Here is a 23,418-nt window from a genome sequence, read left to right on the forward strand (position 1 = left end):
TTATTTATAAGTAATTAAAGAGGAGCGTACTATGTTTTATTATCCTTTTAGCCCAATTAACCCAGCATATCTTTTGACACAGCAATTAAAGGAAAACACTCTTATACTTGATTTTAAATATGGGGATGTTACAGGTGATGGAGTTTTTGATATTGTGTATTTGATTGGTGAAAAGAATTTTGGAGAGGAAAGTAGTTTTATAGAGAATATAAGATTAGTTATTATTGATGGTGCTACTTATTTTGTGGAAATGATATCATTTGAAAGTGATGGGGGGTATAATCCTAGGTTGTTTTTAGGTGATTTTACAGGAAATAAAGTAGATGATATATTAATCAGTATTTTCTCTGGTGGAAGTGGTGGCATGAGTTGGTATTATATTTTTTCTTATTTGAATAATAAAGTTAAAAAATTATTTGACTATGAAGTATATAATAATGAATATAAATATCAAGTTAACTACCAAGATAATTACAAGGTAGAGGTTATAAGTGAGAATTTAATGAAGAAATATATTATTGATATTCAAGATAAAGGGGAAGAATACTTATCTAAGCTTTACGATGAAAATGGAAAACTAAAGGAACCAATTCAGGGTTATGTCAATCCTTTAAGTGGACTATATCCTATTGATTATAATGGAGATAGAGTTTATGAGCTTTTCACTTTACGTCGAGTTATTGGGTTATATAATGCGGATTCTTTGGGTGTGGTTCAAACTTCACTTCAATGGAAAGAAAGGGATTTCCAACCTTGGTTTGAGTATTTGGCGGTATATGGAAGTGATATAAAGGAAAAAAGAATATAGATCATAAGCCATTATCACTTTACAATTTTTCAGTAAAGTGATACTGGCCTTTGTTCTATATATGCCTCTATTTTTTAATCCATTCAGGTAATTCCCTATTAAAAGGCCTTACTCCATACTTTTCTTGAAAATCTATTAATATTTTTTCTCTTATTTCTTTAGAGTTTTTCATCTCATTTATTAAATCTAAAGATACATCTTGTGAAAAGGGGCAATTGCTCAAACAAATACCACAATCTGTTCCAAGAGAACGCCATCTTTTATAACATTGTTCTGGGTTGATTTGCCATCTCAATTCATCATTTATTATATGTTTTTCTTCCTTAGGAATACATTTTCCAGGACAAGTTTTTGCACATCTTCCACATTCATTACAAAATTCTTGAATGCCAAAATCTATTTCACTATCAGCTATAAGATTTAAATCTGTGGTTACTACCCCCAGTCTTATTCGAGGACCGTATTCTTTTGTTATAAGAAGTCCATGACGACCTAATTCACCAAGGCCTGCATCTTTAGCTACTAAAGGAGCTATAACAAGGTAATTACCATCCATATGATTTCTAGCATCATAACCAAGGGATCTTATATAATAAGATAAAAACATACCTATATTTGCAGCATCCAAATAACCTTTTACAACGGCCACGGCTTCAGGAAGGTTAGGAGCAGCATTAATGAAGTCTTTGTCCATTTCCACAGCAAAAACTATTCCATATTTATGGGTAGAATCAATCTTATCACCATAGCTATCTTTTTCTCTTCCTCTATGGCTATAGTAATGATAATCTTTCATTTCTGTAATTCCAACTAATTTTGCACCAAAAAACTTTGAAAGTTCTTTTAGTTTTAAAGTTATATCATTAGGAGAAAGTTGAATCTGTGTAGGGGAAATATCACCTTCAGCATACTTTTTTATGTCAGCCAAATACTGAAAAGTTGCGCCCACAATAGGTGAGTTAATAGAATTATAAGTAACAGAACCTTCTTCACCAAGTAAAGGTAAGTTTCTTAATTCTTCATCTATTTCTAATTTATCTGGATTTCTTGAATAATAATCTTTATATTCAGGCCAATCTTTATTCAAATTCATACGAGAAAACATTATATCTCTTTCATCAACTTTATTCATATAAAAAACCACCTTTTATAAATTATAATTAATATAAAAAACGATAAATTATATGCATACAGAACTGTATGGATATAGATATAATCTTAGCCTGATATTTCTTCTAACATATTAAGAATTTTTGAGACTTTAGAGGACCATGAAGTATCAGATGCATATTTTTTATTTATCCATTTAATAGTATCATAATCTGAGGGTTTATTCTTACTTAAATTTATTAAAGTTTTACATACAATATTTGCGGAGTCGTCAATGGAAGTATTATATTTTTTCCAACTGCCGTGTACATTAAAAGGATTATTTGCTATTTTAGAGTGACTACTAGATGTTGTAGGAACAAAGCTTTGTTCTTGTCCTGTTATTGCAAATAGAAAAAGTGGATTTATGTCGTAACTCATAGCCACATTTATTATAGTGGAGAAATAAGGTTCTTCTGCTAGAATTGAATTTCTGTTTTGTAAGTAAGTTCGTAAACTTTCCTCGTCAATATTCTTATATCGGAATTCTGAGGATAAAGTGTTATATTGTGCATAAGAGTTTAATTTAGGTTCAATAGTTATTTCTTTTTTTTCGGGCACTAAAGTTGCTGTTAAGAGGTTTTGTTTATTATCTGCAGGAGCAGATAAGTTACTGGGCAGAAGATTGATTGGCTTTAATGGTTCTAAAACAGAGTTGTTCAACAAATTTACATCTCCAGATAATGAAGTATCATTACTTTGTGCAAAACCATCTTCGTAACTATTTTTAGAGTTAAAAAGCATTAAAGTTGTAAAAAATAATAAATTAAAAGCCACTAGTTTAACTTTATCATTTGGTTTATCCTGTTTTTTATTGTTTGAAAAATTTAAACTACCTTTTTCATTTATGCTGGTAAATTGTTGAATTGGAAAATTATTCATGTTATATACCTACCTTTCTGTTGTATAAATATTATACTTTAAATGGAAATAAATGTCACTAGAAATAAAGTGAAAATAAATAAATTTTTATCAAAAATTTACAAATATACAAATTATGGACAAAACCATTCAAAATAATACTTTCCTATCCTATCACAAAAATATTGAAAGGTTAAGTAAAATGCTAAAAAAAAATATAAAAAAAATTATTTTAATCATGTAAAGGTATAAATATTAACATAAAAAGGAAAGCAACAACAAAATATGTATTTTGTTATTGCTTTCCTTTTATAAAATTTATTATAATATTTTAGCTAAAACATCATCATAAGATAAAGAATTTTTTATACATGTAACAATTTTAGTTGACTTAGAAATGTTTCCTATTAAGTATGCGCCAACTAAAATATTATCTTTAAAGAAAAGTTTCCCAAAATTATTTTCATCTAAATTATCTAGAGTATAAGTTTTGTATTCATCATTTAAATCTCCACATGAAAATATTTTTACATTCATTGCATTGAAAAGAGTGGAAGTAACAAAGGTTTCAAATTTAGATTCTTCTCCAACCACATTTAAACCGGCAACTTTACCCATTTCTATAGCAGATGGCCAAGTTCCTAAAATACACTTTTTAAATTCAGCTATATCTCCGCAAGCATAAATATTTGGAATATTGGTTTCCATTTTGTCATTTACAACGATTCCTCTATTAATTTCAATACTTGTTTGTTTAATAAGTTCTATGTCTGGTCTAATTCCTATAGAATAAAGAAGTATATCAGTATCTAATACTCTATCACTTTTTAATTTTATACCTTCTACTTTTTCTTTTCCTAAGATTTCACAGCAAGCATCTCCTAAAATAAATTCAATTCCACTAGCCTTAAGAAGATCTTTTGTTATATTACTTCCTTCTAAATCTAGTTGTCTTTGAAGAACACAAGGAGCAAGTTCAACAACTTTTACATCTAAACCTAGTTGCTTTAATTCCCAAGCAGCTTCTAAGCCTAAAAGACCTGCGCCTATGACTACAGCTTTTTTAGAGTTTTTCATATAAAATTTTAAATTTTCAGCATCTTGAATTGTTCTTAAAGAAAAAACCCCTTCTTTTTCAATGCCCTCAGTTGGAGGTATAAAATTGTTAGCACCAGCAGCAATTATCAGTTTATCAAATTTAAGAGAACCAATTCCTTTTATGACAATATAAGAATTATCAGTATTAATTTCTTCTACGGTAGTGTTTAATTCAATATGTATTTGGTTATCTAGAAACCATTGTTCATTTGTAAGATAAAATCTTTTTGCAGGAACTTCATGTACTATAGATTTAGAAACTTGAGGTCTGAAATATGGTAATCTATCTTCTTTAGAAACCATTAAAATACTAGAAGTTTTATCCTTACTTCTTATAGCTTTTGCAGCATTAAACCCTGCGGCTCCAGCACCTATTATTATGTAATTGTATTGATTATTCACCCTAAAACCTCCTATGTTAGAAATTATTATTAGAAAATAATAATTAATAAAATTATACTATTGTAGAAAAGCTAAATCAAGTATTTGGAGTTAATAGAAATTGTGATTTCAATGAAAGTTATGGTATAATTTTATACGAAATAAGGAGGAGGATAAATAATGATAAAAAAATTTATTTCGTATTATAAACCCCATTTAAGATTGCTTATATTAGATTTGATTTGTGCTTTTTTAATATCAGCAACGGAATTATTTTATCCAATGATAACTCGTAATATAATTAATGATGTCATACCAAATAAAAAACTAAAGGTATTGATAATATTATGTGTAGCTATGTTACTGTTATATATATTAAAAGGTGTTTGCAATTATATAGTTGATTATTGGGGACATGTTTTGGGCGTAAAGATGCAATACGATATGAGAAAAGATATATTTGCTCATTTGCAAAAGCTACCTTTTAAATATTTTGATGAGAATAAAACAGGGCATATTATGTCAAGAATAGTAAATGATTTAATGGATATTTCAGAACTTGCTCATCATGGGCCAGAAGATTTGTTTATATCAGTAGTTATGATTATAGGATCTTTTATTGCTTTATGTTTTATTAATGTACCATTGACAATAATCATATTTTCACTAATACCTTTCTTGATTTGGTTTGCAGTTTCAAGAAGAAGAAATATGAGTAAAGCTTTTAAAGATGTTAGAAAAAAAGTTGCTAATGTTAATGCTCAACTAGAAAATAGTATTTCAGGTATAAGAGTTGCTAAATCTTTTACAAATGAAGAGTATGAGATGGCTAAATTTGATGATGGAAATATTGAATTTAAAAATTCTAGAACATATGCTTATAAGTTTATGGCAGAGTTTTTTGCAGGAATACATTTTTTAACTAATTTATTAAATGTGGTGGTTCTTTTTGCGGGAGGATTATTCTTTTATAATGGAGCAATAGATGCAGGAGATTTGGTGGCATACTTGTTATATATTTCAGTATTTTTACAACCAATTAGAAAATTAACAAACTTCTTTGAACAATACCAATCAGGAATGACAGGTTTTGAACGATTTAATGAAATTATGAATATAGAGCCTGATATTATCGATGATGAAAATGCGGTAGATTTACATGGTGTTAAAGGAAATATACAATTTAATAATGTTTCTTTTAATTATGATGATAAAAAATCAATTTTATCTAATATAGATTTGAAGGTAAATCAAGGGGAAACTTTAGCTTTAGTAGGACCGAGTGGTGGAGGAAAAACAACATTATGTCATTTGATTCCTAGATTTTATGAGGTTTCAGAAGGGGAAATTTCAATTGATGGCTTAAATATAAAAGATATTACTTTGAAATCTTTAAGAGGTAATATTGGATTGGTACAGCAAGATGTGTTTTTATTTGCTGGAACTATTAAAGAAAATATTTTATATGGAAATCCTTTAGCATCAGATGAAGAAGTGATTTTTGCAGCTGAGAAAGCAAATATTCATGAATTCATTTTAAGTCAATCTGATGGTTATGAAACGTATATAGGGGAAAGAGGTATAAAATTATCTGGAGGACAAAAACAAAGATTATCTATAGCGAGAGTATTCCTTAAAAACCCACCTATACTAATATTGGATGAAGCTACATCAGCTTTAGATAATGCAACGGAGCTAATAATTCAACAATCTCTAGAAGAACTTTCAAAAGGAAGAACTACTATTGTTGTTGCACATAGATTATCTACTATAAGAAATGCAGATAAAATAATTGTATTAACAGAAAAAGGAATAGAAGAAAGTGGATGCCATGAAGAATTAATAAAAGAAAAAGGTATCTATGAAAAATTATATAACTCACAGTTTAAAGGATTTATACCGGATGAGGTTGAATAAGGACATGTATGTTTATGGGTAAAAGGTGAGCTTGTTCAACTTAGAGAAAAATTGCGCACTAACTCGTAGGGGGCGGTTTCCACGCCGCCCCGCTATGCCTATAAATTATATATATAATAATTACATATATAATATTGATAATAATTACATATATAATATTGATAAAAAATAAAAAATACAGAAGGTAGTATAATATTTTCATCACGATTTTACTGTAATTGTAATTTAATTGGGAAACTACAGCGGGCGGGCATGGAAACCCGCCCCTACAAATAGTTTCTTCGCCTTTTACATTTAATTTGAATTAAATAGTATTTAGAAAAAACTCATCTAATTATAACAATCTTTAGTTATGATATACTGAGATTTGTATAGTTCATCATCAGGAGATAAATCATAAGCTTTCTTTAAATACTTCAAGGCTTTAACAATAACGCCCATATCTCTATAAATAAGACCTAATTCCATATAAGCGTGACTTTCAGATTTATCAACTTCTATGGCGTGTTCATAAGTTTTAATGGCTTCATCATCATTATCAAGGGTATATAAACATAAAGCTTTCCCACAAATGGCTTTATAGAATTTTGGATTTAATTCAATACATTTATTAAACACATCTAAAGCTGTTTCATAATCTCCAACTAGAATTAATAAATCTGCTTTCAAATAAAAAATTTCCCAATCATTAGGTTTTAAGTTTGTTAATTTATCACAATAGTCAACAGCTAATTCAAAATCAGATTTTTGATCATATACTTCTATTAATGCTTTATAAACACGTTCATTCTCGCCAGCTAGCTCAATATACTTCAAAAGACATTCTTCAGCTTCTGAGCTTTCAAACATTCCCATGTGAGCTTCACCTTTTTCAAGATAAGCTTCTGACAAAGTAGGATTTAGTTTTATTGCTTCGTTAAACTTTGAAAAGGCTTTTTTTATTTTACATTTCTCAAATAATATTTTTCCTTCTTCCAATGCTTTAATTGCCTTTTTTTCTTTTATACTATTTAATGTTTCATTTTCCATGAAAATTACCTCCTAAAATATTGAATTTTAATTATTTTATATTAGTAGTATTGACACTATATTATTTGTTTAATCAAATATAAAAAAATAATATAGATAATATCTTGTTATATGTGTAACCACTCTGTAACTTATAATTAAATTTTTTATGACAATATTATATATAAAGATATAATTATAAAATTAATGAGGGGGAGAGGTTCATGAGATATAATATAAAGCAAAAGATATTTAGTTTTGGCGATAATTTTTATGTTAAGGATGATAGAGATAACAATATATTTAAAATTCAAGGAAAAGTATTTGCTTTAGGAGATAAGCTTAAACTTTGCGATATGCAAGGAAAAGAACTTATTTATATTCAACAAAAGTTATTTAAATTGTTGCCAGAGTATAATTTATTTAGAAATGATGTGCTTATAGCTAAAGTAAAAAAAGAGCTTAGTTTTTTTAAACCCAAATTTGTTATTGAAAGCATGATGGGTAATTATAGAATAGAAGGTGAAATATTTTCTCATAATTTTTCAGTCACAAAAGCAGGAAGAACTGTTGCAGTTGTAAATAAAAAATGGATAAGTTTTAGTGATACTTATGGAGTGGAAATAGATGATAATGAGGACCAAGCATTTATGGTATCATTAGTTATAGTAATAGACCAAGTTATTCACGATAATAATAGTAATAATAATTAAAATAATAAAATAATTAAGGAAGATATTCTTAAATGTTATAGGAAAATCTTCCTTTATTTATGTTGAAATTTATCGAATAAAAAATCATACTTGAATATAGTTATTGTCATTGTAAAAGTTATATAGCAAATTTTTGCTATAAGTTATACCTTTATATGATATAATACTTATATTATTTAAGGATATGTGTAATAATTAATAAATTCTGAGAAATTATTATTTTATACTTGAATTTTAATTCAAGGAGGAAGCTAATTAATGACTATATTGATAATAATATATTTAACATGTAGTAGTATTTGTCTTTTTATAGGATTTTCTATTCTTTTAAATAATTCTAGACAAAAATTCAACAGATGGTTTTTTATAGTTTGCATGAATTTATCATTTTGGGCTTTAATGTTATCGTTTATGACAGCTGCTAAGGATGCCGAAACTGTAGCATTATATAGAAGGTTAACCACTTTTTCTTGGTCCACAGTATTTAGTGGAATACTTTATGTTACTATTTTCTTAGTAAAAAAAGAAAATTTTTTCAAAAAAATATGGAGTTACATATTAGTATTTTCACCAGCAGTTTTATCAACTTATTTGTATTATTCGCAACCATTAAAACCAGAGAATTTTGTGAAAACAGGTTTTGGGTGGATAATTGAATATCCAGAAACTAGAGGCATATTGAGAGATTATTTTTTCAATTTTTATTATGTGATTTTTACGGCTATAATTATTTTATTATTTATAAATTGGGGAAAAAATACTGAATTTGAAAGAGAAAAAAAACAATCAAAAATAATAGTTTATTCAATAATAGTTGCATTTATTTTAGGAACAATAACGGACGTGATATTGCCTAATTTAGGATTTGTCAATATTCCAGAACTATCAATAATTACAAATTTAATAGTAGTTTTAAGTATATGGTATGCAGTGATTAAATACAGTTTTATGAGTTTAAATATTGAAAATATAGTTGTAGATGTCTTTAAAATAATGAATGAAGGATTAATTATTTTAGACTCTAAAAAAATAATTGTAGATATAAATCAAGGAGCACTTGAATTATTAGGTTATGAAGAAAATGAGATTAAAGGAAAGAATATAGAAATCATTTTTTCAAATAAACAAGAAACAGATAAAATTGAAACCCTTAATAGTTATGAAATTGATTTATTATCAAAAAATTATACGAACATTCCAGTTTTATTATCTTCATCCATTTTGGATGATGGTTGGGGTGGGGATATGGGGCGTTTAATTATATTTCAGAATCATTGTGAAATAAGAAAAATGCAAAATAAACTTAAAGAGGCATATAACGGTTTAGAAAAAAGAGTTAATCAACGTACAATTGAACTAAAAGAGGTTAATGCTCAATTAGAAAATGAAATACAAGGAAGAATTCAAAAAGAAGAGGAAATAAAAAAGCTAGCTTTTAATGATCAATTAACAGGACTAGCTAATAGGAAGTGTTTTGCTGATCAAGTTAATGAGAGAATTTTTGAATCATCAAAACATAAAAAAACTTTCTCAATTCTTTTGATTGATTTAGATAGTTTTAAAATGATAAATGATACTATTGGATATGAGCAAGGAGAAAAACTTTTAATAAAAGTTTCAGAAAGATTGAAGGGAATATTAAGAAGTAATGATATTATTGCAAGAGCAACAGGAGACCAATTTTTAATATTAATTGAGGATTATAATTGCAATGAAGATATAGAAAAAAAATGTGAGTATATTATAAATAAAATAAAAGAACCATATCAATTTAATAATAGTGAAATTTACATAACGGCCTCTATTGGTGCATCTATTTATCCTCACCATGGCATTGAAGCAGAAAAATTGTTAAATAATGCGGACATTGCAATGTATAAAGCAAAGGAAAAAGGAAAAGGAAGATTTGTATTCTTTGATTCATTGATGAAAAAAAATCTTGATGAGGTAATGAATTTAACAAATGACTTATATCGAGCTTTGGAATTCAATGAATTAGAAGTATATTACCAACCTCAAATAAATATAAAATCAAGTAAAATTGTGGGCCTAGAAGCACTTCTAAGATGGAATCATCCAAAGCTTGGAATTGTTTCACCAAATATATTTATACCTATTGCTGAAAAAACTGGATTAATAGTGAGTATTGGAGAATGGGTATTAAATACAGCTTGTAGGCAAGTTAAACAATGGCAAGAGGCAGGTGTTTGCAACTTATCAATTGCGGTTAATCTCTCTGTTAATCAAATTCAAAGTAATAAAATAGTTGAACAAGTTTCAAAGATATTAGCAGAAACAGAATTAAATCCAGAAGATTTGGAACTAGAAATTACTGAGAATGTACTTATGAAGGATACAAACTTTGTAGTAGATACCTTAAAAGAGTTAAAGCAGTTAGATATTAGAATTGCAATTGATGACTTTGGTACAGAGTATTCATCATTAAATTATTTAAAACAATTACCTTTAGATCGAATAAAAATAGCAAAGTGTTTTGTGGATGGAATTGATAAAAATATTAATGACGAAGCTATTATTTCAGCTATAATTCTTTTGGGTAAAAAATTAAAGTTAAATGTGATTGCAGAAGGAATAGAAGAAGAAAGACAACAAATATTTTTAAAAGCACAAATGTGTGATGAAATTCAAGGCTTTTATTACTATAAACCTATGCCAGCAATGGAAATAGAGAAAATTTTAAAAAAATCCAACAACTAATTTGATTTAGATTAGTTTGTTGGATTTTTTGTTAGTATAAATCATTTTAAATAAAGTAGTAATCAATAATTGTGAAGTCTACTTAGAGTAATTATTGATAATGGAGTATTTAAGTGATAGAATTATTATGGAATCATTATGGAATTATTTGTTTATTCTACCTATATAGGAGGTACTTATGTACAGTATTATAATTGCGGATGACGAGGATAGTGTCAGAGAAGGTATTAAAACTTTGATTAATTGGAATGAAATAGGACTAGATTTGATAGGAGATGTTGGAGATGGGTTAGAAACGTATAATATTATAAAAAATAAAAGCCCAGATATAGCACTTATTGATATTAATATGCCAAGACTAAATGGGTTAAATTTAATTAAAAAATTAAAAGAAGACAACTTGCAGTGTGAAATAGTTATTATTACGGGGTATGATGAATTTAATTATGCAAGGGAAGCTTTAAGACTAGGAGTAAATGATTATATACTTAAGCCTTTAACAAAGCATGAGATGGTAGAGTTACTAAAGAACATAGTAAAAAAACTTGAATTAAAAAGAATTAACGAAGAAAAGAGTGCTAAAGAAAAAAGACAGCTAAAGGATAATATTAATATATTAAGACAAGAGTTTATTAATAATATTATTTTTGAAGACATAGAGGAAAATAATATTTTTGATAAAGCTGAATTTTTAGAAATAGATATTAAATCTAAATATTATGCTTTGTTACTTCTTGAAATGGACAACCCTAATATAAGAAATGTTAAGATTAAAGATGAAGAAGTTAGGATAAAAAATGATGAAATAGCAAGGCAGTGTAATGAAATATTAATCAATAATAAAAAAGGATATTTCTTTTATACAAATGATAATGAAATGGCTATAATATTTATTTCAAATGAAGATAATTATGAAAAAGCTAGAAAAGAATATATTAATATTATTGATGAAGTGAAAAAATACTTGAATTTTGAAATTTCTATAGGGGTAGGATGTTTGGTAGATAAAATTTATGGGATTACTTCTTCGTATTTTCAAGCAAGAAAAGCTTTACAATACAGATTTTTTATTGGAACTAATACAATTATAAAATATGAAAATATAGAAGATTTTAAATACAACAAAAATACTGATTTTTCAGGTATAGAAGAAAATCTTTTTAAGAATATTAGAGATTTAAGAAATGAACAAGTTAAAAAAGAAATGAATTATGTAAGTGTATATATGAAAAAAGAATTGGTTAATGTTGACTTATGTAAAAATGAATGGATTGAAATAACTATAAAAATGATTGGAATTTTTATGGATATGGATGTTGATATTTATAAAGCTTTGGGCGAAAAAATCAATGTAACAAAAGAGATAAGTCAGTTAAAAGATTTAGAAAAAATTGAAAAATGGGTATACAATATATATGTAACTATTCAACTGTTTCTTGAAGAAAGCGTTTCTAATAATAAAATATATATGATAAGTATTTTGAATTATATAAATGAAAACTATACTAAGTGCGATTTGAGTTTGAAAACTGTTTGTGAGGAAGTTCATTTAAGCATGAGTTATTTCAGCACTATCTTTAAAAAATATACAAATTGTACTTTTGTAGAATATGTTACTAAATTAAGAATGGAAAAGGCAAAGGATTTACTGAAACATTCAAATGAAAAAACATATAGAATAGCTGAAATGGTAGGCTACTCTGATACACATTATTTTAGTGCATCCTTTAAAAAACATTTTAATATTACGCCTTCAAATTACAGAAAACAAATTAAGTGAGGCAAAATGAATGAATGAGATAATAAAAAAAATTATTGATTTATTTGATATTCGTAAACAATTTAATACCATTCAAATGCAGATTCTTATATATTTTGCCTCTTTAATAATTGGAATTATAATTTTACTTGATGCTATATTTTATTTGCTATCCTATGATGTTATTATAAACGAAGCAGAAGAATACTCAGCTCAAATTGTAACACAAATTGGTAGAAATATAGAGTATTATGCAAATTATATGAATGATATTTCTTATATTATAAATAGTGATACAAAAATAAAAGAATTATTAAGTGAAGATAAAAATCTGGGAGAAGAAAGTTATGTTAAAAAGGAAAGTTCAGTTTTAAATTCTATAATGAAGGCTAGAAATGATATAGTTTCTATTTATGTTTTTTGTGAGAATGGAATAATTATATCAAATGATACCAATTATGAATTAAAGAAAAATATTGAATATACAACTTTAGATTGGTATAAAAAGGCTATTTTAGCAAAAGAAAAATCTGTTTTTTCATATTCTCATGTACAAAATTTCATTGAAGATAAGTATAATTGGGTGGTTTCCCTTAGTAATAAAATCACAGATTCTACAAATGAAAAAATATTAGGTGTTACAGTTATAGATATAAACTATAAGGTATTTTCAGATCTCTGTAAAGAAGTAGAATTAGGAAAAAGAGGATATGTTTATATAGTAGATAAATATGGAGAAATCATTTATCATCCTAAACAGCAACTTATATATTCAAATATTAAAACGGAGGATATAAGTAGAGTACTTAAATCTAATGATGGAAGTTATTCTGAATCAATTGACAAAGAAAAAAGACTTATAACAGTAAAAACAATACCTACAGTTGAATGGAAGGTTGTAGGTGTCACTTATATGGCAGATATTCTTATAGGGAAAGAGAAACTAATTCATTTGATTTTTGCCATAACAATTATATGTTTAATAATAGCAACCTTGGTTTCTATTAAAATTAGCAAGAAAATTTCAAAGCCTATTAAAGAGTTGGAGACAGCAATGAAAGAAGTTGAAAACGGGGCAATTGATATTGAAATACAAATACTTGGACATGATGAAGTAGCACATTTAGGGGAAGCTTTTTCTAACATGATAAAAAGAATAAAATATTTATTGATTCAAGTAGAAGAGGATCAAGCTCATATTAGAAAAAGTGAATTAAAAGCCTTATATGCGCAAATTAATCCACATTTTCTTTATAACTCACTGGAAACTATTATATGGGCAGGGGAAAAAGAAGATTATCACAAAGTTGTTCAAATGACATCTTCACTTGCTAAATATTTTAGATTAAGTCTTAGTAAGGGTAAAGAAGTTATTACTATTAATCAAGAAATAGAGCATGTTAAAAATTATCTAGTTATTCAAAAAATAAGATATAGTAAAAAAATAGCCTATGAAATTGATGTTGATTCAGATATTTTATACCAGAGTACATTAAAAATAATTCTTCAACCTATAGTAGAAAATTCCATATATCATGGTGTGAAAAATCTTGATAAAAGTGGGTTAATAAAAATAAAAGGATATCGTGAAGAAAATGATATAGTTCTTGTTGTGGAAGATAACGGTGTAGGAATGAATGAGGAATTGACAAAAAACATTTTAATAAGAAAAGTAGATGATTCTTTTAAAACCGGAGGTGTTGGAGTAAAAAATGTACATGAAAGAATTCAATTGTATTATGGTAAAAATTATGGTTTGAGATATGAAAGTGAATTAGGAATAGGAACTAAAGTATACATTAAAGTTCCTGTTTTGGAATAGGAGAATTCAAATGAAAAAGAAAATAAGTCTTTTTATTGTAATGTTAGTTACAATAGCTTTAATTTTGATTTTTAGCAATATATATATAAAAGGAAATGTAAAACCAGTTGTGTATATCATCGTTAAGGTTGTGAATGCTGATTATGATTTTTGGGAATCTTGCAGAATGGGTGCTGAAACAGCTGCAAAAGAATATAACGTGGAATTGGTTTTTACAGGACCTAATTTACAAGAAAACGTTAATAAACAGATTGAATTAATTAAAAATGCTATAAAGCAAAATCCTAGTGCAATTATTGTGGCTGCTAGCAATCATAAAGAGCTTAAAGAAACAGCAGAGCAAGTTGTTAAGAACAAAATTCATTTGATAACCTTAGATTCAGAAATAGAATCACAGCCTGAGGAATGTTATGTTGGAACAGATAATATATTAGCAGGAAAAGAAATAGCAGAAAAATTAGCTAGTACTATTGATGAAGAGGGTAAAATTGCTGTTGTTAGTTTTGTTAAAGAATCTTCTACAGCAATAGATAGAGAGAAAGGCATAGAGTTAGCTCTAAAAAAATATAAGAATATAAAAGTAATAACTACTGAATATTGTAATGGCAGTAGTAAGGAATCCTATGAGATAACTAAAAAATTATTAAGAGATAATAAAGATTTAAAAGGAATAATAGGAACGAACCAGCAATCATTAGAAGGTATAGCATTAGCAGTTGAGGAATTAAAGGTCCAGTATACAGTTGCAGTTATGGGCTTTGATACTTCAAATAAATTAGTTAAGGCTTTAGAAAATGATATTGTGGATGCTTTTTTGGTACAAAAGCCATATAACATGGGTTATATTAGTGTAAAATCAGCTGTAGACGCTATAAATAATAAAAAAGTAGATAAAAGAGTTAATATAGATTTTGAAATAGTATATAAGGATACAATATATGAAAAAGAAAATGAAAAATTAGTTTTTCCTTTTATAGAATGATTGTAAAGAATATATCTTAACTGATATTTTAAACCTAAAAATTTAAAATATCAGTTTTTTTTATAAGAAAAGAGTAAAAAAGGTTTAATTATCTTATTTCCTAACTGGATAAAGTAAAATATTAAACCTTTATAAGAAGATATTACATGTAAACGTATTGATACATGCCGTATAATTTAATTAAGCTAAACGTTTAGAGTTGCTTAAAATTCGAGGGTGGTGAGATAATGAACGAATTGCTAAGGATGGAAGGAATAGAAAAAAGTTTCCCGGGTGTAAAAGCTTTATCCGGTGTAAATTTACAAATAGTAGAAGGCGAACTCCATGCTTTAATTGGAGAAAATGGTGCGGGAAAATCTACTTTAATGAAGATTTTAGCTGGGGTTCATTCTAAGGATGAAGGTAAAATTTTCATCAAGGGTAAAGAAATTGAAGAATTAACCCCAGATTTAGCACAAAAGATGGGAGTAGGTATAATTTATCAAGAGTTTAATTTGTTTTCTGATTTATCAGTAGCAGAAAATATTTTTATTCGAAGAGAACCTAAAAATCCTACTTTTAAATTTGTTATAGATGATAGAAAGTTAAATAAAATGGCTCAAGAAGTATTGGACAGACTAGACCTTAAAATTAATCCAAGTACCTTGGTTAAAAAATTAAGTGTTGCGGAACAACAAATGGTTGAAATTGCAAAGGCATTATCTATGAATACAGAAATATTGGTAATGGATGAACCAACAGCTGCATTAACTAATAGTGAGATAATTGAGCTTTTTAAAGTTATTAAAGATCTAAAAAATCAAGGGGTAGGTATTGTATATATTTCTCACAGACTTGAAGAACTTGAAGAAATATGTGATAGAGTTACTATTTTAAGAGATGGTCAATATATTAAGACAATGGATTATAAAGGGCTTAGTATGGAAGATTTAGTTTCTTTAATGGTGGGTAGAAGTATGGAAGATAAATTTCCACACAGAAAAGAAAGAAACATAGATAAACAAAATATTATGCTAGAAGTTAAAAAGATGAAAAGAGCAAATGTTTTAAATGTAAAGGATTTTAAATTGTATAGTGGTGAGATTTTAGGTCTTTATGGATTGATGGGTTCTGGAAGAACTGAATTTGCAAGGGCATTGTTTGGTGTAGATAAAGTAGAAGAAATGGATGTAGAAATGTTTGGCAAGAAGTATCAGGTCAAGTCTACTTCAGAGGCCATTAAATTAGGTCTTGGATATTTAACAGAAGATAGAAAAAAGGATGGATTAGCCTTAAGTCAATCAGTTGAATACAATGTTAACTTACCTAATTTAAAAATTATATCAAGCTTAGGGGTTATTGATGATAAAAAGGCAAGTAATGCTGCAACAAAATATGTGAAAGAACTTAGTATTAAAACGCCTTCAATAAATCAATTGACTACCAATTTGAGTGGAGGAAATCAACAGAAAATATGTATTGCAAAGTGGCTTAATAGACATTCTAAAATAATAATATTTGATGAGCCAACAAGAGGAATAGATGTTGGAGCAAAATACGAAGTTTATGAGCTTATGATAAAACTGGCCGATATGGGTATAGGAGTTATAATGATTTCTTCTGAACTTCCTGAAATAATAGGGATATCTGATAGAGTTATGGTTATGAGGGAAGGCGAGTTTTCAGGAGAAATATTTAAGAAAGATTTTACAGAAGAAAAGATATTGTCTTATGCAGTTTCTTAAAAATTACAAATAATATTGTGAACGGGGGATGATTATGAATTCAGAAGTTGTAGTTTCAAAAAATAAAATGTTCAATATAACTAAGAATATAAAAGATTTAGGTATTCTTGTAGGTCTTCTAGTAATGGGTATAGTTTTTTCTATGCTTTCAGAAAATTTTCTTACAATAAACAACATATTAACTATTGCATTACAAACGGCAGTAATAGCTATTCTAGCCATTGGAGAAACTTATGTAATAATAACCTCAGGGATTGACCTTTCCGTAGGATCTATATTAGCAGTTTCTGGTGTTGTTACAGGAAAACTTTTAGTAAATGGAGTGCCTATTTGGATAAGTGTTATAGCTGGTTTATTAGTTGGAGGATTTTGTGGATTCTTAAATGGATTTTCAATAACAAAACTTGGAATAGCACCATTTATAGCTACGCTTGGAATGATGAGTATAGCAAGAGGGTCTGCTTATGTAATAACAGGTGCAATGCCTATATCAGGACTTCCAGAAAAATTCTACTTTATTGGTGGTGGAAGTATAGGAATTATTCCTGTACCTGTAATATTAATGTTTTTACTAGCCTTATTATTTGGTTTTCTTCTTAGAAAAACAGAGTTTGGCCGTTATGTATATTGCTTAGGTAGTAATGAAGATGCTGCAATTTTATCAGGGATAAATGTAAATAAAACAAAAGTGTGGGTTTATGTAATATCAGGAGTTATGGCAGCAACAGCAGGTATAATGTTAGCCTCAAGATTAGTTTCAGCTCAATCTACAGCAGGAGTTGGTTATGAATTAGATGCCATTGCAGCCGCTATAATAGGAGGTACAAGTCCCTTAGGTGGAGCAGGTAAAGTTAGAGAAACAATTGTTGGAGCGTTTATAATTGGTACTTTGAGAAACGGATTAACAATATTGAGAGTAAACAGTTTTTGGCAACAAATTGCTATTGGATTTGTAATAATTTTAGCTGTATATGCTGATACGCTTAGAAGAAAGAAAAGTGCAAAGGTAAAATAAGAAGTATTTTTATTGGACACAATGTATTACAAATAATATTTTAAATAAATGGAGGGGTAGTAAATGATTAAATCAAAAAAACTTTTTGCAGTTGCGGTTTCATTATTAATGGGGGTTACAATAATAGGCGGATGTGGAACAAATAAGGCTAATAGTAACAGTACAGTAGGGGAAACAAATAAAGCAGGGGAAACTAATGAAGCTAGTGAGGCATCTACAGCAAAGAAAAAAATAGCAGTTATCGTTAAAGGTACTGAACATCCTTATTGGCAAACAGTAAAAAAAGGAGCAGAAGCTGCAAGTGAAGAATTTGATGTGGATATGTACTTTACAGGTCCAGCAGGTGGAGAAGCAGATATAAATGGACAAGTTAATTTAGTTGAAACAGCTATCAATGAAAAAGTAGATGGTATAGTTTTAGCGTCATGTGATGAAAATGCTTTAGTTCCTATTACTGAAAAAGCTGCTGATGCAGGTATTCCTATAGTTTTAATAGATTCAAACACTGCTACTGATAAATATATAAGTTATGCAACTACAAATAATGAACAAGCAGCTTATGAAGTTGGTAAGAAATTAGGCGAATTAACTGGTGGAAAAGGTAAGGTTGCAATAGTAAGTTTTACACCTGGTGCAGGATCTGCTATAGCTAGAGAAGGTGGCTTTAAAAAAGCATTAGAAGAATTATATCCTGATATGGAAATAGTAACAACAGAATATTGTGATAGTGATAAAGTGAAAGCTCTTTCAATCACACAAAATATTTTAACTTCAACTCCAGACTTAACTGCAATTTATGCAACTAATGAACCTTCTGTTGTAGGGGTAGGACGTGCATTAAAAGAAAAAAATAATAAAGATATAATAATGGTTGGATTTGACTCTTCAGACGATATTATTCCTTTATTAGAAGAAGGATATGTAAAAGCTACTGCTGTTCAAAGACCATATCAAATGGGATACTTAGGGGTTCAAGCTATAGCTGACCATTATAATGGTAAAGCAGTTGAAAAAAATGTTGATACTGGTGCTCTTATAGTTACACCTGAAAATATGGAAACAAAAGAATCACAAGAAGTTTTATATCCATTAGGTAAATAGAAAAATAATTGATAAAAAATATTTCCATCACATAAAAAAATTGCGCACTACGTGCTGCAATTTTTTTATTTATATGGTTTTTGTGAGAGGATTAAGTTTATATTAGGAGTTTGAGATTAAAAGTTCTTAAGTTAGATATAAAAACTATCAACTATCTCATTGTATTTTTTTACATCATTAAGAATTTAATAAAATTATAGAGTAAAATTCAACTTAAAATAAAGGATTAGCCTTTAATATATTGACACTATTGATTAATTCAGTTAGAATTTTATTTATTAAACGTTTCGATTAAAAGGGTGATGAGAATATATGAGTTCAACAATTAAAGATGTAGCAAAGTATACAGGGTTATCAATAGCTACCATTTCTAAATATATAAATGGAGGAAATGTTCTTGATAAAAACAAGGAAGCTATTAAAAAAGCTATAGAAGATCTTGATTTTAGAGTAAATGAAATGGCTAGAGGTCTTAAAACAAATAAAACTAAAACTATTGGAATTTTAATACCTAATCTTGAACAATCTTTTTGTACTTCTATAGTATCCAATGTTGAGAATATACTTTTGAAGCAAGGATATAGTACTATTATTTGTGATTATAAAGAAAACACAGAACTTGAAAAAGAAAAATTAGAATTTCTTGTGAATAAAATGGTAGATGGAATTATTTTGATGCCTTTGAATGATGGAACAGAGGATGAAAGTATAATTCAAGCAGTAATTGAAACTGGGATTTCTGTAGTACTTGTGGACAGAGTGTTAGATAATGTGGAATGTGATGTTGTGCTTGTGGATAACTTAAACGCGGCTTATGGAGCAGTAGAAGAGTTTATTACAAGAGGACATAAAAGAATTGGGATAATAACTGGTCCGGATAATGTTTATACATCTCAAGAAAGATTAAAAGGATATTACAGGGTTCATGAGGATTACTCCATTGAAGTAGATGAAAATCTTATAAAAAAAGGTAATTATAAAATAGATAGTGGATATAACTTGTTAAAAGAATTAATGGAAATAGAGGAGCCACCAACAGCTATTTTTATAACTAATTATGAAATGACTTTAGGAGCAATTATGGCTATAAATGATAGTAATATAATGGTTCCACAGCAAGTGTCTATAATAGGTTTTGATAATCTTGAACTAGCTAAAGTAGTAAAACCACCTCTTTCTATTGTTATACAACCAATGCAATCAATAGGAGAAACTTCAGCAGAACTTTTACTAAAAAGATTGAATGGAGATATGAGCAATTTTCCATCAAGATTTAGATTGAAATCAGAGTTATCTATTAAAGGTTCTGTAAGAAATGTTTAAATAAGACGTAAATAACTAATTTTTGTAATCAGTTATTTACGTCTTATTTGGTAAACAAAGCAAAAAAATATAAATAGTTTATAAAAAAGAAAAAATAAAAAAAGTTGATATCTACTAAAGAATGGCTTAAAATAAGTAGAAAGTATTAATTAATATATTTTATATTAAGTTTGGAGTGATATTTATAGCAGCTAATAATAAGTATGCTGCTCCAGCAGTGGAGAAAGCACTAGATATTTTAGAATTAATGACTGAACGAAACTATAATCTAACAGTAACTGAAATTTCAAATGAATTAGCTATTTCTGTTAATTCAGTTTTTAGAATTATGAAAGAACTTGAAATTAAACAGTATGTTGTTAAGGATTTAGCAGATAGCAGTTATTATTTAACAGCAAAACTTTATTTTTTAGGAAATAAAATAAAGAATAGAGTTTCTATCATTAAGGAATCAGAGCACACAATGAGTAATTTATTAAGGGAAACCAAAGAAACTATATTACTTACTAAATTGAATTCTCAACTGGAAACATTGGTTTTAGAACAGTTTGAAAGTATACATTCTATTAAATTTCTTTCTTTGGTTGGTGGAACTTATGATTCTTATTCTTCAGCTATGGGAAAATGTTTATTAGCTTATTTACCCCAAGAAGAATTGGATAATTATCTAATGAATACAAATTTAAAACCTAGAACTGAGAATACAATAATAGATAAGGCTATATTAAGGGAAGAGTTACTTGGTATCAAGGAAAATGGTATTTCAATTGACCATGAAGAATCAGTAAAAGGCCTTACTTGTATAGCTTGTCCAGTTTTTTCCTCAAATAAGGTAGTTGAATGTGTAATAGGCGTTTCAGGTATTTCTTTTAGGATGACACCAGAAGTAATAAAGAAATATTCTATTATTCTAAAAAAAGAAACTGCAAAGTTATCAAATCGTTTATGCTGTTCTAATGAGTAAAATAAATCAAAATTAGAAAAATTCGCAAAAAGATATACAGAAAGTGTATATTTTTTTTGTATATTGATTTTATATATAGATAATGATATTATATATATAATAGAACATGAATGTAATAATTATATATTTTATAAGCTCAACTGCTTGAGTGTATAAATAAAAGAACTATTATTTAGAGAAAGGTGTGATTTTAGTAATGAGTAATAATAGACCCAATATTATTTTCTTGATGACTGATCAACAAAGATATGATACTTTTTCATGTGTTAATGATGAAATCAAAACCCCATTTTTAGATGAACTTATAGAGGATAGTGTTCATTTTAAAAATGCATATTGTTCAAATCCATCCTGTGTTCCATCTAGAGCGGCAATTGTTACAGGAAAATTCCCATCAGAGTGTAAGTGTCCAAATTATATAGACAAATTACCTATAACTGAAAAAACTTTTATGACAAGATTACAAGAAGCAGGATATCATACAGCAGTAATTGGAAAACAACATTTTGCAGGTTCAGAAATTAAAAAAGGATATGATGATGAACAAATTATTGATGGACATGGTGCTTTTGCACCTAGAGAAACTATAGAATTATATTTAAAGTATTTAGAAGAAAATGGAGTTGACAAGGGTTCTCTTGTAAAGCGTGGTTTAATTAGCGGTGGCAGCTGGAATTCTGATATAAAATATCATATAGATTATTTTATAGGAGAAATGGGTAAACAATGGTTGCAAGATAAAGCCAAAGAAATCAATGATGAAGAAAGTAAACCATGGTTTTTTACTTTATCTTTCCCAGGGCCACATCATCCTTATGATTGTGAGGGAACAAAGTATGCAGAACTTTATGATTTAGAAAAGCTTAGCAAGCCTGAATCTAGTTGTAAAGATTTAGACCAGAAACCACCACATTTCAAAAATATGGGGGGATATTCTAAGATTTATTTAAAAGATTATAGCGAAGAAATTTTCTTAAAAACTAAACGATCTTATTATGCAAACATGAGCTTAATAGATGAAAAAATAGGTGAAGTTATCCAAGTTCTTAAGGATAATGATATGTATGATAACACAATGATAGTTTATTCTTCAGACCATGGTGACTTTATGGGTGATTATGGTTTAGTGGAAAAACTACAATGTTTAGAAGATAGTCTTATGCGTGTGCCACTTTTTGTTAAACCACCAGTTAAAGGATTTAAAGGGATTGCTGTAGATGATGAAGTGATTAATATTGATATTGCAGCTACTTGTTTAGATGTAGCAAAAGCTCCAATTGATAAATATATGTCTAATTATCCATACAATTGCTATTGGGATGAAAGCAAAGAAAAAAAGGTTAGAGATCATATTTATATGGAAGCAGGAGAAATAAAGGGTTGTATTAATAAAGGGATAAAAACTGTTCACTATATGAATAGAAAATATGGTGAAATGTATGACTTAAATAAAGACCCTAAAGAAGTAAATAACATATGGGATGATCCAGCTTGTTTACCACAAAAATTAGAAAACTATCAAATTATAGTTGATAATATGTTTAGATCTGTTCCACTTTGGGATGTGAAGTGGAATATAGGAACTCCAGAAATTTAAGATATATATAATTGATTTGTATTTAATTTTAAAAGCACTTGCTACCATATTAATTTGGGATAAGTGCTTTTTTTTTTATAAGTTTTTTAAGATGTAGCTAAATTCATTTTAGGTGAAAATGAAGAGTTAATTCTAAATATATATTGACAATTTAAATATGAAATGATATATTTTATATATAGAACAGTATTTTATATACAAAATACAATTTAGGTTTATAAAATAAAAATGTAGTATGAGGAGCATTCCTGTTATGAAGTAAAATGAAATTTGAAAAAAAGAGCACCTGCTGATAAAATACGGGGTATAAGACGTTCGAACGTTTATCCCTAATTAAAAATTATCAGTGGAGGTACTCAATATGAATTATACACAAAATGAAAAGATTTTGTCAATTACAGAAAAAACTTTAGTTATAGGAATTGATATCGCAAAGGAAATTCAATATGCGAGAGCATTTGATTACAGGGGTATAGAA

General features: G+C 27.8%; 17 protein-coding genes. 13 read left to right on the forward strand and 4 right to left on the reverse strand.

Annotation, left to right across the window (positions count from 1 at the left end):
- Positions 1 to 31: 31 nt before the first annotated feature.
- Complete coding sequence (locus BUB83_RS15355; RefSeq protein WP_073339437.1) at positions 32 to 808, forward strand: spore coat protein; 777 nt, start codon at positions 32 to 34, stop codon at positions 806 to 808.
- Between the two features lie 67 nt (positions 809 to 875).
- Here BUB83_RS15355 and BUB83_RS15360 read toward each other — a convergent pair whose 3' ends face one another.
- The 3 genes from BUB83_RS15360 to BUB83_RS15370 form a co-directional block, all read right to left on the reverse strand.
- Complete coding sequence (locus BUB83_RS15360) at positions 876 to 1,940, reverse strand: 4Fe-4S dicluster domain-containing protein (protein WP_073339439.1); 1,065 nt, start codon at positions 1,938 to 1,940, stop codon at positions 876 to 878.
- An 86-nt stretch (positions 1,941 to 2,026) separates the two neighbouring features.
- Positions 2,027 to 2,839, reverse strand: coding sequence for a glucosaminidase domain-containing protein (locus tag BUB83_RS15365; protein ID WP_073339441.1), 813 nt, complete (start codon positions 2,837 to 2,839; stop codon positions 2,027 to 2,029).
- Between the two features lie 300 nt (positions 2,840 to 3,139).
- The gene (locus BUB83_RS15370) at positions 3,140 to 4,318 is read right to left on the reverse strand and encodes an NAD(P)/FAD-dependent oxidoreductase (RefSeq protein ID WP_073339442.1); all 1,179 of its coding nucleotides are present in this window, start codon (positions 4,316 to 4,318) and stop codon (positions 3,140 to 3,142) included.
- A 159-nt stretch (positions 4,319 to 4,477) separates the two neighbouring features.
- Here BUB83_RS15370 and BUB83_RS15375 point away from each other — a divergent pair, with 159 nt between their 5' ends.
- Positions 4,478 to 6,214 (forward strand): ABC transporter ATP-binding protein, encoded by a 1,737-nt coding sequence (locus BUB83_RS15375; RefSeq protein ID WP_073339444.1) that lies wholly within the window; start codon positions 4,478 to 4,480, stop codon positions 6,212 to 6,214.
- Positions 6,215 to 6,544: 330 nt separating this feature from the next.
- Here the strand turns inward: BUB83_RS15375 and BUB83_RS15380 are convergent, their stop codons facing one another.
- Positions 6,545 to 7,243, reverse strand: a complete 699-nt coding sequence (locus BUB83_RS15380; protein WP_073339446.1) for a tetratricopeptide repeat protein — start codon at positions 7,241 to 7,243, stop codon at positions 6,545 to 6,547.
- Between the two features lie 203 nt (positions 7,244 to 7,446).
- Between BUB83_RS15380 and BUB83_RS15385 the strand changes: the two genes are divergently transcribed.
- From BUB83_RS15385 to BUB83_RS15435, 11 genes are all read left to right on the forward strand, one after another.
- Entirely contained in the window at positions 7,447 to 7,935 is a 489-nt protein-coding gene (locus BUB83_RS15385) for an LURP-one-related/scramblase family protein (RefSeq protein ID WP_073339448.1), read from the forward strand.
- Between the two features lie 258 nt (positions 7,936 to 8,193).
- Positions 8,194 to 10,653, forward strand: a complete 2,460-nt coding sequence (locus BUB83_RS15390) for an EAL domain-containing protein (RefSeq protein ID WP_073339449.1) — start codon at positions 8,194 to 8,196, stop codon at positions 10,651 to 10,653.
- Positions 10,654 to 10,831: 178 nt separating this feature from the next.
- Positions 10,832 to 12,433, forward strand: coding sequence for a response regulator (locus BUB83_RS15395; protein ID WP_073339451.1), 1,602 nt, complete (start codon positions 10,832 to 10,834; stop codon positions 12,431 to 12,433).
- Positions 12,434 to 12,443: 10 nt separating this feature from the next.
- Positions 12,444 to 14,234 (forward strand): sensor histidine kinase, encoded by a 1,791-nt coding sequence (locus tag BUB83_RS15400; RefSeq protein WP_073339453.1) that lies wholly within the window; start codon positions 12,444 to 12,446, stop codon positions 14,232 to 14,234.
- A gap of 10 nt (positions 14,235 to 14,244) precedes the next feature.
- Positions 14,245 to 15,216 carry a substrate-binding domain-containing protein gene (locus BUB83_RS15405; RefSeq protein ID WP_073339454.1) on the forward strand — a complete coding sequence of 324 codons (972 nt, stop codon included), beginning with the start codon at positions 14,245 to 14,247 and terminating at the stop codon, positions 15,214 to 15,216.
- A gap of 227 nt (positions 15,217 to 15,443) precedes the next feature.
- Positions 15,444 to 16,940 carry a sugar ABC transporter ATP-binding protein gene (locus BUB83_RS15410; RefSeq protein WP_143160563.1) on the forward strand — a complete coding sequence of 499 codons (1,497 nt, stop codon included), beginning with the start codon at positions 15,444 to 15,446 and terminating at the stop codon, positions 16,938 to 16,940.
- A 34-nt stretch (positions 16,941 to 16,974) separates the two neighbouring features.
- A complete protein-coding gene (locus tag BUB83_RS15415; RefSeq protein ID WP_084133604.1) occupies positions 16,975 to 17,955 on the forward strand; it encodes an ABC transporter permease in 981 nt (326 codons plus the stop codon).
- Between the two features lie 63 nt (positions 17,956 to 18,018).
- Positions 18,019 to 19,056, forward strand: coding sequence for an ABC transporter substrate-binding protein (locus BUB83_RS15420; protein ID WP_084133605.1), 1,038 nt, complete (start codon positions 18,019 to 18,021; stop codon positions 19,054 to 19,056).
- Between the two features lie 312 nt (positions 19,057 to 19,368).
- On the forward strand, positions 19,369 to 20,379 hold the full coding sequence (locus BUB83_RS15425; protein ID WP_242950692.1) for a LacI family DNA-binding transcriptional regulator: 1,011 nt from the start codon (positions 19,369 to 19,371) through the stop codon (positions 20,377 to 20,379).
- A 175-nt stretch (positions 20,380 to 20,554) separates the two neighbouring features.
- Entirely contained in the window at positions 20,555 to 21,343 is a 789-nt protein-coding gene (locus BUB83_RS15430) for an IclR family transcriptional regulator (protein WP_073339456.1), read from the forward strand.
- A 196-nt stretch (positions 21,344 to 21,539) separates the two neighbouring features.
- Positions 21,540 to 22,940 (forward strand): sulfatase-like hydrolase/transferase, encoded by a 1,401-nt coding sequence (locus BUB83_RS15435; protein ID WP_073339457.1) that lies wholly within the window; start codon positions 21,540 to 21,542, stop codon positions 22,938 to 22,940.
- The last annotated feature ends 478 nt before the right edge of the window (positions 22,941 to 23,418 follow it).

The organism is Clostridium grantii DSM 8605 (assembly GCF_900129965.1).
Taxonomy (GTDB): domain Bacteria; phylum Bacillota; class Clostridia; order Clostridiales; family Clostridiaceae; genus Clostridium_AF; species Clostridium_AF grantii.